We start from the raw sequence: 13,648 nt of genomic DNA on the forward strand, positions 1-13,648 counted from the left end.
GTTATTTTTGGTTATTTTTGTTAAAATCATGTTAAATGTACCATGATTTTTTCTTTTAGGGAGTAAAATTAGCGTTTTCTGTTATCTGTGCAGGCACGTCTGTAGCTTGCAGGGGTTACCCCCGTCCTTTTCTTAAAAATTCTTGAAAAATACGACACATCCTTGTAGCCACATTGATAAGAAATTACAGCTATTTTTGATTCGGTATCCGCCTCAATCAACTTTTTGGCTAACAGTATTCGTTTATCGCACACAAAGTCTCTAAAGCTTACTCCAAAGTGTAGATGAAACTTTTTAGAAAAATAGGTTGCTGAACAGTGACATTTTTCAGCTATGTCCGTTTCTCTTATTTCCTTGTTAATGTTATCCATAACAAAATTAACAACTTCAGAAGTAAACTGCTTGGTCGGCTCCTGGTTGTTGCTATTCATGTCTCTATCGAGGTCGAAGTGTGCTTCAAAGATATGCTGTGTTTTACTCTTTAATTCTTCGAAGGCACTGGTCAGATGATTGTTACTCGTTTCTATAATGAAAAATATATTCTTATGATTTCGAATGATATTAGGTATCTCAAATGGAGAAATTAAAACTATCCGCTTGTTTAGGTTTTTACAAATAGATAATGCCATGGTAAGTAATTGAATTTCACTTTCTCTATTTAAAATGAAAAATACAATTCTTACATCTAAGTTACTGATAACTGATATATCTTGTTGAAAATTTTCCACAGGGAAGTAGCGACTAATTTTATTTATAATAATTGAATTAAACTCGCTATCTATATCTGATAGCAGTGGTGTTATTAATTTCATTTCTACTAAACCTGTATCATATATAAAGGGCCAGATGTGAAAATTTAGAAATAAGGGAGTTATTACAGAGATTAGAAGTACAACAAAAAAGTGCAAGTAAATGGCAAAAAAATCCTAACCGAATGTGTGACTCACCTCTAGATTTACTTTACAGGTAAACGAAGCCTGTTATGAAAATCAAGGAGAGGTTGTCATGGGTAAGTTTTTGAATAATTGCAAAGAATTCATGAAAGATGAAGAAGGGTTGACTGTAATCGAGTATGTAATCGGTGCAGCATTATTGGTTTTAGGCTTAACAACTGTATTTTCAGGCCTAGGAAATACACTGGCAACTAAACTAAACACTATTGTTGCCAATGTTGGTAACACTTCGGGTGGTTAATACTATCATGGATAAGAAAAGAGCAAGACAGCAAAAAGGGCTTACTACGGTCGAATACGTGATTGGTGCTGCTTCACTTGTTCTTGCTGTTGGATTCATTTTTTCTGGAATGGCAACAGCCTTACTTAGTAAGTTCCAGAGTATTATATCGAGTGTATAAATAGAAAATATGATTAATGAGCCTTCTGCTTTTTGGGCGCTGCTAATTGCAGTTTCTGTATACGATGTTGAGAAGCATCGTATACCTAATAAAATATTGACTCTTCTTTTATTTGTTTATTTTTTGTCAATGTTTGATAGCAATTATACGTTGGGTTTTTTCTTGTCTTCATTAGCAGGGCTTGTCGTACTTTTTGGGTTTGGTTTGCTTTTGTATTTTATGAGAGCGATGTCTGCAGGTGATGTGAAGTTATTGGGTGTTGTGGGATTGTATCTTGGGTGGGGACAAATACTTGATGCGTCGTACTTTATCTTACTTGCCTCTGGGATGATCGGATCCTTTTATTTACTGTATAACTACGCTAACTCAAGTAGTGTCAGCATTAAAGGTTATTTCCAAAATAAACTTATTTTATTGAGTGGTGTTTCACCAGTCAAAGATGAGCGTACTAATTTTCATAATCGATACTTAAATAAAGTGACAATGCCTTTTGCCCCCTCTGTTGTCATAGGATTAGCGATGTATAGCTATTTTACTTAAATCCGTTGTTGGTTGCTTTTTATGGGGAGAGATATTTATGGATTCTATAGGGCATCGTGCTCCAACAACTTTGACGCCTCAAATTTCAGCCCCAACGGTCCCGACATCTCTTGATATGTTGGGTGTTCCTGAAGTGGTTATTGAAAACCTCGTGCTCAAACACTTGTCTGCTTACCCTAAGTCGGATGTGTTAGAGCTCTCTAATTATTTATGTGTTGTTACCCACATTGTGGAAAGTACTCTGGCTGTTTTGAGAAAAAAGTCATTGATTGAGGTTTTTCAACCGACTTCAGATCTTTCTCTCTCATCGGCCTCACATAGTCACGTTCGTTATTCCCTTTCAGAGAAAGGATTTGAAGAAGCTGATTTGGCTTTTAAGCGAGATGCTTATTTAGGCCCAGCTCCCGTTTCGCTTGCTCAATACAGTGAGATTGTAAAACAACAAGATTTGAGAGCAGAGTTGGTGACTCGTCCACATGTCGAAGCTGCGCTAAGTGATGTTTACGGCGTAGACAAAATGATCTCTGTGCTGGGACCTGCAATAAATTCTGGACGAGCATTGTTGTTATATGGCCACGCTGGTACTGGCAAAACCTTTGTCGCGAGCCGTATTGTGAATGCCTTGCATACCTCCGTATTTATTCCTTATGCAGTCTACGCTCTTGGAAATATCATCAAGGTTTTCTCAGCACAGCACCATAAATCTTTAGATAGAAACGGGAGTACCAACGCTATCTCGCTAAAAGACCAATATGATAAACGTTGGCTTAACTGTGAGAGACCGAATATTCAGGTGGGTGGTGAGCTTACCATGGATATGCTTGAAGTAAATCATTCAGAGAACAGCCGAGTCTGGTTAGCACCGGTACAGATGATGGCTAACAATGGGATCTTCGTTATTGATGATCTTGGTCGTCAACCAATACCTGTAGATGCATTGTTAAATCGATGGATTGTTCCGATGGAGTATTCTTTTGATTATTTATCGTTGCCCAATGGTCAGCAGATAACGATGCCGTTTGTTCTAACTCTTGCCTTTTCCACTAACTTAAACCCCAAGAAAATAAGCGATCCGGCGTTTTTACGTCGCTTGGGCTACAAAATTGAATTTAAACCTTTAAATCAGCGAGATTATGAAACTTTGTGGATGAGCGTGGTCGCTGAAAAAGAACTAGAACTTCAAAATGGTTTCTTTGAGCGTTTGTCTCAAATGCACACGCTTCTAAAAGTGCCTCTTTTCCCTTGCTTACCTAAAGATCTCGTTGGTATAAGCAAAGACATTCTTTCGTTTGAGCAACTCCCACCTGTTATCACATTCGATATTCTTTCCATGGCATGGGAAGTTTATTTTACCTCTGATGGACACGAGGAAGAGAATAATGAATAAGAGTCAAGTTTTCCTACTGTTTTTACTGTCCGTAGTATTCGGCTTAGCGGCTGTATTTTTTGCTAAGCAGTGGATGGATGATCAAGTTCAGCCAACCGTTGAAGTTGAAACGGTCGAGCGTCACCCCGTTGTTGTCGCATCACAAGAAATCGAAGCTGGAACCATAATTGAAGAGCAGTATTTAACGACGAAGTTGATGGAAGTTGATTGGATCAATGAAAACAACTATTCGGATCAATCTGAGCTAATCGGTAAGGTTGTCGCTAATACCATTTATGCCGGAGAGGTGCTTCACAAGTTACGATTTACTGTACCAGGAGAAGGGTCAACGCTTGCAGCTCTTATCCCTGAAAATAAACGTGCGGTAACGATACGTGTTGATGATGTTATTGGTGTGGCAGGTTTCTTATTACCGGGTAACAAGGTTGATATTCTCAATACGGTTTCTTACGGAAAAAATTCTGCAGCTACTCAAACGGTTCTTAAAGATATTAAGGTTTTGGCTGTAGATCAAACGGCTAAAACGAATGAAAACAGTCCAATTATTGTACGAGCGGTAACTCTTGAGATGACGCCGAAAGAGGCCGAGAAACTTCTCACGGCTAAAAGCAAAGGCAGTATTCAGCTGACTTTGAGAAACCCACATGAAGTTGAGAAAAAAGTGGTTCGTCGATATGTGCCTAGACCAAGTGTCACCATTATCAAAGGTACAGAAACATCTAATGTGCGCGTCAAGGATTGAGGTGAAATATGAGAATATTAATTGCGTGTGTTTTGAGCCTAATTTGTATTTCGACGGCCAGTGTTGCGGCGTTACAAACGGGAAAAACAGTCACGGTTCCACATCATAAATCTACGCATGTCGTGCTGTCGGGAAAAGCGGCGAAGGTTTCTCTTGGTGATCCTGAAGTTTTAGATATTGTAATTTTAAAATCAAATGAAGTGTTTTTAATTGGTAAAAAATTAGGTGCGACAAACCTAATGGCTTGGGACTCTCGAGGTCGGTTGATTGAGTCTATTAACATTGAGGTTACTCATGATCTTAATAGCCTCAAAGCTAAATTATATGAGTTTCTTCCTGATGAAACTATCGAAGTGCACAGTGCTCAAAATCGTCTGTTGTTAAGTGGACAGGTGAGTAATCAACAGCAGATGAATGTGGCAATTAGAATTGCAGAAACCTATTCATCTGGGCAAACCGCTGATGAATCGAAAGAGAGTGGTAGTGAACAAGCTGCGGCTACGGGGGTTATCAATTTAATGTCGATTGGTGGGGCTCAACAGGTCATGTTAGAGGTGACCGTAGCCGAAGTTCAACGAAGCTTGGTAAGAAAGTTTGACGCCAATTTCCATTTCTTCCAAACCAGTGGTTCAGACTTTTCATGGGGGGCATCTTCAGTGCCTGCTGGTGTTCTGGGTGCGACGCCTATCTTTGATATTCCCACTTCTACGGATTACGGTATTTTGGGATCTTTCATTGATAGCAATACATTGTTTACTTTCGCATTGGACGTAGCAAAACAAAATGGTGTGGCGAAAGTTTTAGCAGAACCTAACTTAACCGCATTAAGTGGCTCAAAAGCTGAATTTTTAGCGGGTGGTGAGTTCCCTATTCCGGTGCCTGACGAAGATGGTATTACCATTGAGTATAAAGAATATGGCGTTGGGTTAAAGTTCATCCCTACGGTTCTTAGCGACAAGAAAATCAATCTAAATTTGGCCGTTGATGTGAGTGAAATTGCCAACAGTAGTTCGTTAACGATTGACCCTGGTACTACTAATGCGACTTACTTTATACCTCCTATTACTCGACGAAGCGCATCGTCGACACTTGAATTAGCCGATGGACAAACTATCGGTATCGCAGGTTTATTGAGTGAAAACGTTAGAGACATCAGTAATAAAATGCCAGGTTTTGGTGATGTGCCAATTTTAGGTCAGCTTTTCAATAGCCAAGAGTATGTATCTGGCGAAACAGAACTCGTTATTCTTGTTACTCCTAGACTTGCCAAACCAATCGATCGAACGAAAGTGACGTTACCTACGGATGCTTTCGTTGACCCCAATGACTTGGAATATTACTTATTAGGCCGAAGCGCTTACATCGCTGAACCGTCAGAGTCGGACTCCGAGCAATCTCAATCGACACAGACTGTATCGCCGACTGATGGTGGTAGCGAAGGCTCATTTGGTCATGATTTATAAGGAGATGGATATGATTAGAATAATGATGGTCTTTCTCGTGATGGTGTTAGTTGGCTGTGCGAACGATGCTCGTTTAGGGCACTCAGTAGCACTAGTGAAAACTGAGCAAACGTATAACCCTAATGCGACCCAAGAGAATTTACTCGAAGTACCTGATGGTACAGGGGAGCGGATGCAGACTGGTTACGACAGATATGTTGGCAGAGGTGAAAATGACCTGTCCGGAAGTAGTAGCCAGATCTTAGAAGAGTTTAATTAAATCTGGAGGTACTCACATGTTGTATCGAGTATCACAAAGTCCGAAAAAACAGAAAGGATTAGTGGTGATTATGATTACTGCTGCCTTGTTGGTTTTTTTAGCCGTCTCAGCGTTAGCTGTAGATATCAACCATATGGTTGTGAACAAAACACGGTTACAAAATGCGGTAGATTCAGCTGCTTTAGCTGCCGCAACTATTTTGGATAATAGTAAGGATAAAGATGCAGTAGATGCCGAGGTTGGCACTGCATTAAATGCCATGGCTGGCTCGACGGGAAACCACGAGTTTGATTTTTCAACCGCTTCAATCAGTATCGATTACTCTAATGATCCTCAAGACTTTACGGGCACGGCTACTTTTGGCATCGACGATGATGTTTATGTGCGTGTTCGAGTAGATTCATTGGGTATGAGTGAATTCTTTATTCAATTATTTGGCCTTGATAAAGAGGTATCTGCTAGTGCTGTTGCGGGCCCCAGTTCAGGGCAAGAAGTTGTAAATAACGTTGTACCAATAGGTGTATGTATTGGTGATGGGACATCTGACAATGATATAGATCCTGAAGATGGCTTTCATGATGTAACTGGTGAAGAAATAACGAATGTTTTTGGCTATGAAGTCGGTACCGTTCATGCTTTGAAAGTTGGAGATAACAAACTATCTGAAATGGGTAATGGAAATTACCACCTATTGGACTTTGGCTCTGGTGGTAAAACGGTAAAAGAAGGTCTAGGGGGGGACTATAGTTATCCTGTTGCAATAGGTGACGATATAACCACCAAACCAGGAGGAACGGTTGGTCCTACCGGTGATGGCTTAAATACTCGATTTGGTGATTATGGTGGAGGATTATCGGCATCAGATTACCCCACTGATTATGTAACGACTGAGCCTACTAATGAGATTACGATCGATGCTAGTACGGGAGATATCGATTTTGACGGCAGTTATACCTATGCTCAATATGAATCAGCGACTAACACATGCATAGCTAATAATGGTTCTGGGTGTGCGGCTAATGGTGTTGCTTGGCGTCGTATATTACCTATACCTATGGTGGATTGTTCAGGTAAAAGTGGCGGTGCGACTGAATTTACGGTGAACAAAATTGGTTGTTTCTTCTTGCTACAAAAAGCGCCGACCAATAACTCAGGAACGCCTGCAGTTTTTGGTGAATTTATACACTCTTGTAGCGTAGCTAGCGGATCTGGCAGTACTAACTCGACTACGGAAGGGACATACAAAATCGTATTGTATAAGGACCCAGATAGTGGGGAGTCGTAACCATGAAACTATTCAATAAATTACAGGGTGGTTTTGCAGCCATTGAGGTGGTTATAGCGACCCCGGTATTACTGTTCTTTCTGATATTGGTGCTGGAATTTGGCAATATTTTAGTCCATTACAATGTGATATCTAAATCTGTGCAAAACGGTGCTCGTTACGCAGTTAGTGAAGTCTATGGAACGATCGGTGGAACTATTGCGCCGACTTCCGAAATTCAAAATGTGGTGGTTTACGGACAGAATAGTGTAGGGACTGCGGTGTTATCTTCATTGACGACTGCAGATGTCACTGTCACTCAGCCATCTGGTGATAGCTATGTGCGAGTAAGTGTTACCTATGATTATGTTCCACATTTCTTGTCTATTCCCTTTTCGTCGGAGAGCTTTGCCATTCCATTAAGTGTGACTTCGGTTATGAGGGTGCTGTGATGAGAAAGTCAAAAAGGTGTATTGAAGGGCTTGCTATCATAGAGTTCACATTAGTGTCATGGCTGATTTTTCTCTTGATTTTTATAATCTTGGCATTGGGTGCCTATATGTTTTCGTTGCAGATGGTAAGTGAAGCCACGAGGAAAGCAGCAAGGTTAGCAACGGTTTGCTATGTAGCAGATAGAGATAATATTGCCGCAATGGTTGTGGGAGATATTCCTCTTGTAGGATTTACCGCTGCCAATTTAGAAGTTGCTTATTTAGATATTGATGGGAATGAAATTACGTCAGGTTACGACACTGATCCAGTATTTAGTACCATTAAATTTGTAAGGGCGAGTGCAACTGGATATGGCGTTCAGTTAATCGGAGATTTGAGTTTTTTTGGTACTAGTGGGTATCTTACAGCTCCTTCGTTCGAAACTATTTTGCCAGCTGAGAGTTTAGGAGTTGTTAGAGCTGATTCCGAAACAAGGAATAGATGTCCATGAGTTATTTTATACAGGAGTTGTAGCATGGGGGAAGCAATTAAAATAACGCCAAATGAGAGTGATATTGTGCGTTTGAAAACAAACCTTAAGGTCTGGTTAATATACAGCTCAGAAGGTTTTCTTTCACATATGAGTCTTGAATTAAAGAAATGTCGAAATGTACATGTTACATCATTTTCTCTCGCAGCAATGAGCGAGGAATACCTAAAAAATGCTGATGTTCCAGAGCTTATCTTTGTAGAAGCAAGTGGAAGTTGGGCACAAAAAATGGTGGAGTTACAGGGGTATGATTTATCGCTCGAGGATAAGGATTTATCTTTAGTTGTACTCGGGGACGAAAGTGATAACGGGTCATTAAAAATTGCGCTTCGCTTAGGAGCCTCAGATTTCTTATCTCATAATGTCACTATTTCAGACTTACTCCCTTTGCTTAAGAAAACGGCTTCCGAAAAGCTTGAAAACTCCAGTTATGGAGAATTTATCTTGTTTTTGAACACCAAGGGAGGGATGGGAGCAACCACTTTAGCGTTAAATACCGCTATTGAGATGGCTAATCAACACCCAAATGAAGTTCTCTTACTCGATATTGATCTCCAATTTGGAGTAATTCCTGATTACTTAAATATTATTCCCACTTACAGCGTTTCTGATGCAATAAATAGCGCGAATGACCTAGATGAAATCTCCTTAGGTACTTTGGTCAATAAACATGAATCTGGTCTTCATGTTCTAAGCTTTAAACATGAAAACAATGCTGATGATTTCGAGCAGGCACAAAAAATAGGCAGACTGCTGCCTATATTGCGCCGTTTTTACCCTTATGTGGTGATCGACCTATCTAGAGGGTTAGATCATGTATTTGCATCTGCTATATCACCTGCAACGAAAGTGCTTCTGGTTTTACAGCAGAGTTTAGTGTCAGTAAAAAACACAAGTAGATTAATTAAGTCTCTGAAGTTTGAGTACGGCTTACAAAGCGACGCAATAGAGGTAATCCTTAACCGTTACGAAAAACGACATTCTATAAAGTTAAAAGACATTGAGCAGGCGGTGGGCAATCACGACATCCACCTGATGCCTAATGATTTTAAAGTGGCACTAGAGAGTGCCAATTTGGGGCAACCGTTAGTTCAGTCGAGAAAGAAAAGCTCAATTACTCGTTCTATCATCGATTTGTCTCACGTTCTTTCACCACCAGAGCAAGAAGAAAAAGGCTGGTTGAAAAAGTGGTTTTCATAACGGGTAGATGAATAGTGAACACGAGGGATTGTGATGTTCTTTAAACGAAAAAATGTAAATCCAGAGTTTGAAAAAAGAGTAGAACAGATTTCGCATGACTCAGAAGATACCAACCCTGTTGAGCGTTTATCCAGTGTTGATACGTCTAGTCAATCTCGCAGTTCTGAAGCGAATGTAGAAAAGGAAAAGGCGATTGATGAAGCTCGAAAAGTGTTAGAGCAAGAGTTATCAATCAAACACTTTTTTCATAAGCAACTGCTTGAGACCCTAGATTTAGGATTACTCTCAAGTTTGGAAAAAGAGCGGGCTAAGGTTGACTTGCATGAAGCCATTTTACAGTTGATGGCTGACGATGGTAGTCATGCGCTGAGTGCTGAAGGGCGAAAGCGGGTTATAAAGCAGATAGAAGATGAGGTGTTTGGTCTTGGGCCGTTGGAGCCTTTACTCGCTGACCAAACCGTTTCAGATATCTTGGTCAACGGTCCTAAAAGCGTTTATGTCGAGCGAAGAGGTAAACTTGAAAAGACGCCGTATACTTTTCTTGATGATCGCCACTTAAGAAATATCATTGACCGTATCGTAAGCCAGGTTGGTCGCCGAATCGATGAAGCATCACCTATGGTAGATGCGCGCTTGGTTGATGGCTCACGTGTGAACGCTATTATCCCTCCTCTCGCACTTGATGGCCCTTCTGTTTCTATCCGCCGTTTTGCTGTGGATCGCTTAACGATGGATAACCTTATTGACTACAATTCAGTTTCACCCCAAATGGCTAAGTTTGTTGAAGCTGCAGTAAAAGGCGAGCTCAATATATTGATTTCAGGTGGTACAGGTTCAGGAAAAACCACCACGTTAAACATATTCTCTGGCTTTATTCCACGTGATCAACGAATAATTACCATTGAGGATTCTGCGGAGCTTCAACTTCAACAACCTCATGTTATTCGATTGGAAACTCGCCCAGCAAACCTTGAAGGTAAAGGCGAAATCAGCCAGCGAGAACTCGTAAAAAATACCCTGCGTATGCGCCCCGACCGAATCGTGGTTGGTGAGGTTCGTGGTAGCGAAGCGGTTGATATGCTGGCTGCGATGAACACGGGCCATGATGGATCTCTTGCTACTATTCACGCGAATACCCCCCGTGATGCTTTGAGCCGTGTCGAAAACATGTTCTCGATGGCTGGGTGGAACATATCAACCAAAAACTTACGAGCTCAAATAGCTTCGGCTATCCACCTCGTCGTACAGATGGAACGACAAGAAGATGGTAAGCGTCGTATGGTGAGCATCCAAGAGATCAATGGTATGGAAGGTGAGGTGATTACGATGTCGGAAATTTTCCGTTTCCAACGTCAAGGTATTGATGAAGATGGCAATATTATCGGCTATTACACAGCAACGGGGGTAGTTCCTCAATATCATGACCAGTTAGTCAAACGTGGACTCGACCTGCCTTTCGAGCTCTTTACTGAGACTCACGGTTAAGGAGAGGTTATGGATAATGTAAGCGTTTCATTAGGTCTGTTATTCATTGCGGTGCTTTTTATCTCTCAAGCTTTGTTATTACCTGCTGCAGGGAAAAAAGCGAAGCATAAAGAGTTGTCTCGGCGTTTGAAGGAGGCGCAACGTAATATCGATGAAGAGAGTCTATCTTTATTAAAAGAACATTATAACAAAGAATTATCTCCTATAGACCGTAAGTTAATAGTTATTCCATACTTTGCTGGATTAAAAAAAATGTTGGAATTAGCTGGTTTTAAATTAGCATTGAGCCGGTTTTTACTTATTGTTTCTCTTTGTGGTGTCTTGCTCACATTGATATCAATAATGACCAATCAAGAATGGTTTATTAGTTTAGCAGCATTCATTTCTGTTTGGGTTATATCTTATCTGTATGTACAAAATCGAGTGGCTTATAGAATGGCTCGATTCGAAGAGCAACTTCCAGAGGCTTTAGATATTATCCGACGAGCACTGCAAGCAGGGCAACCGCTTGTTCAATCATTTAATGAAGTTGGTGAAGAACTTCCTGAACCTATCGGTGCTGAGTTTAAAAATACCTACAACTTACTTAATTACGGTTATGACTTACGTTTAGCTATTTTACAGATGGCAGAGCGAGTTCCCACCGTATCAATGTTGGCTTTTTCTAGTGCAGTAATGCTACAAAAAGAAACTGGGGGGAATCTATCAGAGAACCTGCAAAAGGTATCTGAAGTACTAAGAGCCCGCTTTAAGTTAGAAAGGAAAGTAAAAACGCTCTCTGCTGAAAGCCGTCTGTCAGCATGGATCTTAACCTTATCCCCTTTTGGTTTATTTTTTGCCTTAAAGGTAGCCAGTCCTGAATATATCGAGCCACTTTACAAAGATCCTCGCGGTCTATCGATGGTCAGTGTCGGTATTGTTCTCTTGGCGATCGGAGCCTTGTGGATTAAAAAGATCATCAGTATAGAGATTTAACTTATGGAATTATTAAATATTGAAGTCTGGAAGCAGATGTTAGCAGAGTTTGGGATCAGCTCTCAGGCTGTTATCTATGCGATGATTTTGCTCACTACTGTCTTATTAACATTGACTATTGGGTTCTTGTTTTTAGGTGCTAGATCTCCTTTAGATAAGAAGCTAAGACAAATATCTGAAGAGGGGAGTACTGGTGGTCGAAAACCTTATGATTTTTCTAATACGTTAGAATCATTAAGCCCCTTTATAAGTAAAGGTAATAAAAAGGACAATGAAACTTACTCAGAAAAGCTGATGCATGCTGGGTTCCATGAGAAGAGCTCGTTATCAGTTTTCTACGCGTTGAAGGTTTTATCTAGTTTAATAGGCATCGTCGCTGCTTTTATGGTCTATTACATATCGTTGGGTGGAGATTACAATAATTTACTCATCATGACTTGTGTTTTTCTCGGAACATTTACGCCAAATATTATTCTGAACAAGTTACAAAAAGAGCGTCAGAAAAAAATAAGAAATGGTGTCCCTGATGCGCTTGATCTTCTTGTTGTGTGTACCGAGTCTGGGCTTGGTTTTAATGCAGCCCTTGGACGTGTCGCATCTGAGATCTATGTCTCTCAGCCGGAACTTGCGGATGAACTAGAGACTGTGTTTGCTAAAATCCAAGCGGGTGTCACTATGCCTGATGCGCTTAGACAGCTTATCGAGCGAACCGGTTTAGTCGAATTGGAAGGGTTGGTTTCTTTGCTTTCTCATGCATCGAGAATGGGCGGTAGCTTAGCGCAAACGCTTCGTGATTATACTGAAGACTTTAGAGATAAACGTCAGCAAGCCGCTGAAGAAATTGCGGCGAAAATACCGACCAAAATGTTATTTCCTATGCTGATTTTTATTTGGCCTTGTTTTTTCATTGTTGCACTTGGCCCAGGACTACTTATCGTAATGGACGCATTGAGTGCGCCGGGAGCAAGTTTATGATGTTATACAATAAGTTCCTTCTACTTTTCCTACCAATACTACTACTCGGTTGTGCATCATCTGATGAGCCAACGAATCAATTTGATGCAGAACTGTATTCCGGTAAACCGATAGATACGTTAACGAATGATGACCCTCCTTTGAGTGAGAAAGAAGCGATCATGCGTGGTGATGTAGCATTAAGGGACAACAACATCGATCTAGCCTTGTATGAATACATCCGCTCTCTGTCTTTTCCTGAGCAAGAGTTTCACGACAAAACGCTGTTTACTATAGGTAAAATCCATTCATCTCGTGGCAACTCGGCGCTTGCCGAGAAAGCGTATTTGGCGGCCTTAGATTTCAATCCAGCACATACCGAGGTACTGGAGGAATTAGGCGTTTTGTATACGAAGCAGCGACGAACGGATGAAGGTCGAAGTTATTTCTTTAAAGCGATTAATGCCGACCAAGTTCGTTTGAAAAGCAGTGAAACGATTAAAAACCACCAAGCGTTAAGCCAAAGTGAAGTCGCTAGCTTGAAGGTTGACAGTATGTCTCCTGCATCAGCATATATGGGAATTGGTGTGTTGGAAGATGTCGACGGAAAGCATCAGATAGCTCAAGAGTACTTCAAAAAGTCACTGCAGATAGACAAAAACTCATTCAAAGCTCTGTTGAATATGGGCTACTCCCATTACATGTACGGCAATTACAAGGAAGCGTATCAGTACACGCGTTCAGCTCTAGAGTTAGAGCCAAATAGTGAGAAGGCCCAAAACAATCTAGCCCTCATTTATCTGGCTTCCGGTGATGTTAAGAAAGCCACTAATATGTTTATGCGACATATGGATACGCCTGAAGCGTTGAATAATGTAGGGTATTTCCTAATATTACAAGGTAAGCCGGATGAAGCCGTTCCTTACCTTCAGCAAGCAATAGACAAGAAACCATCGTATTACAGAGTTGCGAACGAAAACTTAAACAGAGCACTAGCGGAAGTGAGAGAGATGGAGCAATAGTCGTTTAAATTTTGGCTCAGT

Annotated in this window: 15 protein-coding genes; 14 read left to right on the forward strand and 1 reads right to left on the reverse strand. The window is 40.8% G+C overall.

Annotated elements, in window-relative coordinates:
* Positions 1 to 68 precede the first annotated feature (68 nt).
* Entirely contained in the window at positions 69 to 812 is a 744-nt protein-coding gene (locus AB6E78_RS02840; protein WP_171732469.1) for an AraC family transcriptional regulator, read from the reverse strand.
* Between the two features lie 193 nt (positions 813 to 1,005).
* Between AB6E78_RS02840 and AB6E78_RS02845 the strand changes: the two genes are divergently transcribed.
* From AB6E78_RS02845 to AB6E78_RS02910, 14 genes are all read left to right on the forward strand, one after another.
* The gene (locus tag AB6E78_RS02845) at positions 1,006 to 1,194 is read left to right on the forward strand and encodes a Flp family type IVb pilin (protein WP_136973754.1); all 189 of its coding nucleotides are present in this window, start codon (positions 1,006 to 1,008) and stop codon (positions 1,192 to 1,194) included.
* A 169-nt stretch (positions 1,195 to 1,363) separates the two neighbouring features.
* Entirely contained in the window at positions 1,364 to 1,894 is a 531-nt protein-coding gene (locus AB6E78_RS02850; RefSeq protein ID WP_372132630.1) for a prepilin peptidase, read from the forward strand.
* A gap of 37 nt (positions 1,895 to 1,931) precedes the next feature.
* A complete protein-coding gene (locus AB6E78_RS02855; RefSeq protein ID WP_372132627.1) occupies positions 1,932 to 3,281 on the forward strand; it encodes an AAA family ATPase in 1,350 nt (449 codons plus the stop codon).
* Entirely contained in the window at positions 3,274 to 4,023 is a 750-nt protein-coding gene (cpaB, locus tag AB6E78_RS02860; RefSeq protein ID WP_059020093.1) for a Flp pilus assembly protein CpaB, read from the forward strand. The genes AB6E78_RS02855 and cpaB overlap by 8 nt, the downstream gene beginning before the upstream one ends.
* 8 nt (positions 4,024 to 4,031) lie before the next feature.
* Entirely contained in the window at positions 4,032 to 5,486 is a 1,455-nt protein-coding gene (locus AB6E78_RS02865; protein ID WP_372132624.1) for a type II and III secretion system protein family protein, read from the forward strand.
* Complete coding sequence (locus AB6E78_RS02870; RefSeq protein ID WP_050652463.1) at positions 5,476 to 5,745, forward strand: hypothetical protein; 270 nt, start codon at positions 5,476 to 5,478, stop codon at positions 5,743 to 5,745. The genes AB6E78_RS02865 and AB6E78_RS02870 overlap by 11 nt, the downstream gene beginning before the upstream one ends.
* Before the next feature lie 16 nt (positions 5,746 to 5,761).
* On the forward strand, positions 5,762 to 7,030 hold the full coding sequence (locus AB6E78_RS02875) for a Tad domain-containing protein (protein ID WP_268671974.1): 1,269 nt from the start codon (positions 5,762 to 5,764) through the stop codon (positions 7,028 to 7,030).
* 2 nt (positions 7,031 to 7,032) lie between these two features.
* On the forward strand, positions 7,033 to 7,461 hold the full coding sequence (locus AB6E78_RS02880) for a TadE/TadG family type IV pilus assembly protein (RefSeq protein WP_372132620.1): 429 nt from the start codon (positions 7,033 to 7,035) through the stop codon (positions 7,459 to 7,461).
* The gene (locus AB6E78_RS02885; RefSeq protein ID WP_102319923.1) at positions 7,461 to 7,952 is read left to right on the forward strand and encodes a TadE/TadG family type IV pilus assembly protein; all 492 of its coding nucleotides are present in this window, start codon (positions 7,461 to 7,463) and stop codon (positions 7,950 to 7,952) included. The genes AB6E78_RS02880 and AB6E78_RS02885 overlap by 1 nt, the downstream gene beginning before the upstream one ends.
* Before the next feature lie 24 nt (positions 7,953 to 7,976).
* Complete coding sequence (locus tag AB6E78_RS02890) at positions 7,977 to 9,191, forward strand: AAA family ATPase (protein ID WP_102319924.1); 1,215 nt, start codon at positions 7,977 to 7,979, stop codon at positions 9,189 to 9,191.
* A gap of 33 nt (positions 9,192 to 9,224) precedes the next feature.
* Positions 9,225 to 10,676 (forward strand): CpaF family protein, encoded by a 1,452-nt coding sequence (locus AB6E78_RS02895; protein WP_171732476.1) that lies wholly within the window; start codon positions 9,225 to 9,227, stop codon positions 10,674 to 10,676.
* Between the two features lie 9 nt (positions 10,677 to 10,685).
* Entirely contained in the window at positions 10,686 to 11,651 is a 966-nt protein-coding gene (locus AB6E78_RS02900) for a type II secretion system F family protein (protein ID WP_102319926.1), read from the forward strand.
* Positions 11,652 to 11,654: 3 nt separating this feature from the next.
* On the forward strand, positions 11,655 to 12,626 hold the full coding sequence (locus AB6E78_RS02905) for a type II secretion system F family protein (protein ID WP_102319927.1): 972 nt from the start codon (positions 11,655 to 11,657) through the stop codon (positions 12,624 to 12,626).
* On the forward strand, positions 12,623 to 13,627 hold the full coding sequence (locus AB6E78_RS02910) for a lipopolysaccharide assembly protein LapB (protein WP_102319928.1): 1,005 nt from the start codon (positions 12,623 to 12,625) through the stop codon (positions 13,625 to 13,627). Before AB6E78_RS02905 ends, AB6E78_RS02910 begins: the two co-directional genes overlap by 4 nt.
* Positions 13,628 to 13,648: the final 21 nt, after the last annotated feature.

Origin of the sequence: Vibrio sp. 10N.247.310.98 (genome assembly GCF_041467395.1) — a bacterium.
Taxonomy (GTDB): domain Bacteria; phylum Pseudomonadota; class Gammaproteobacteria; order Enterobacterales; family Vibrionaceae; genus Vibrio; species Vibrio crassostreae_C.

Excerpts from the sequence above, each read along its gene's own strand:
- AB6E78_RS02865 (WP_372132624.1), top strand. The coding sequence starts at position 4,032 with ATGAGAATATTAATTGCGTGTGTTTTGAGCCTAATTTGTATTTCGACG.
- AB6E78_RS02840 (WP_171732469.1), bottom strand. The coding sequence starts at position 812 with ATGAAATTAATAACACCACTGCTATCAGATATAGATAGCGAGTTTAAT.
- AB6E78_RS02905 (WP_102319927.1), top strand. The coding sequence starts at position 11,655 with ATGGAATTATTAAATATTGAAGTCTGGAAGCAGATGTTAGCAGAGTTT.
- AB6E78_RS02845 (WP_136973754.1), top strand. The coding sequence starts at position 1,006 with ATGGGTAAGTTTTTGAATAATTGCAAAGAATTCATGAAAGATGAAGAA.
- AB6E78_RS02885 (WP_102319923.1), top strand. The coding sequence starts at position 7,461 with ATGAGAAAGTCAAAAAGGTGTATTGAAGGGCTTGCTATCATAGAGTTC.
- AB6E78_RS02910 (WP_102319928.1), top strand. The coding sequence starts at position 12,623 with ATGATGTTATACAATAAGTTCCTTCTACTTTTCCTACCAATACTACTA.
- AB6E78_RS02850 (WP_372132630.1), top strand. The coding sequence starts at position 1,364 with ATGATTAATGAGCCTTCTGCTTTTTGGGCGCTGCTAATTGCAGTTTCT.
- AB6E78_RS02870 (WP_050652463.1), top strand. The coding sequence starts at position 5,476 with ATGATTTATAAGGAGATGGATATGATTAGAATAATGATGGTCTTTCTC.
- AB6E78_RS02890 (WP_102319924.1), top strand. The coding sequence starts at position 7,977 with ATGGGGGAAGCAATTAAAATAACGCCAAATGAGAGTGATATTGTGCGT.
- AB6E78_RS02855 (WP_372132627.1), top strand. The coding sequence starts at position 1,932 with ATGGATTCTATAGGGCATCGTGCTCCAACAACTTTGACGCCTCAAATT.
- AB6E78_RS02880 (WP_372132620.1), top strand. The coding sequence starts at position 7,033 with ATGAAACTATTCAATAAATTACAGGGTGGTTTTGCAGCCATTGAGGTG.
- AB6E78_RS02900 (WP_102319926.1), top strand. The coding sequence starts at position 10,686 with ATGGATAATGTAAGCGTTTCATTAGGTCTGTTATTCATTGCGGTGCTT.
- AB6E78_RS02875 (WP_268671974.1), top strand. The coding sequence starts at position 5,762 with ATGTTGTATCGAGTATCACAAAGTCCGAAAAAACAGAAAGGATTAGTG.
- AB6E78_RS02895 (WP_171732476.1), top strand. The coding sequence starts at position 9,225 with ATGTTCTTTAAACGAAAAAATGTAAATCCAGAGTTTGAAAAAAGAGTA.
- cpaB (WP_059020093.1), top strand. The coding sequence starts at position 3,274 with ATGAATAAGAGTCAAGTTTTCCTACTGTTTTTACTGTCCGTAGTATTC.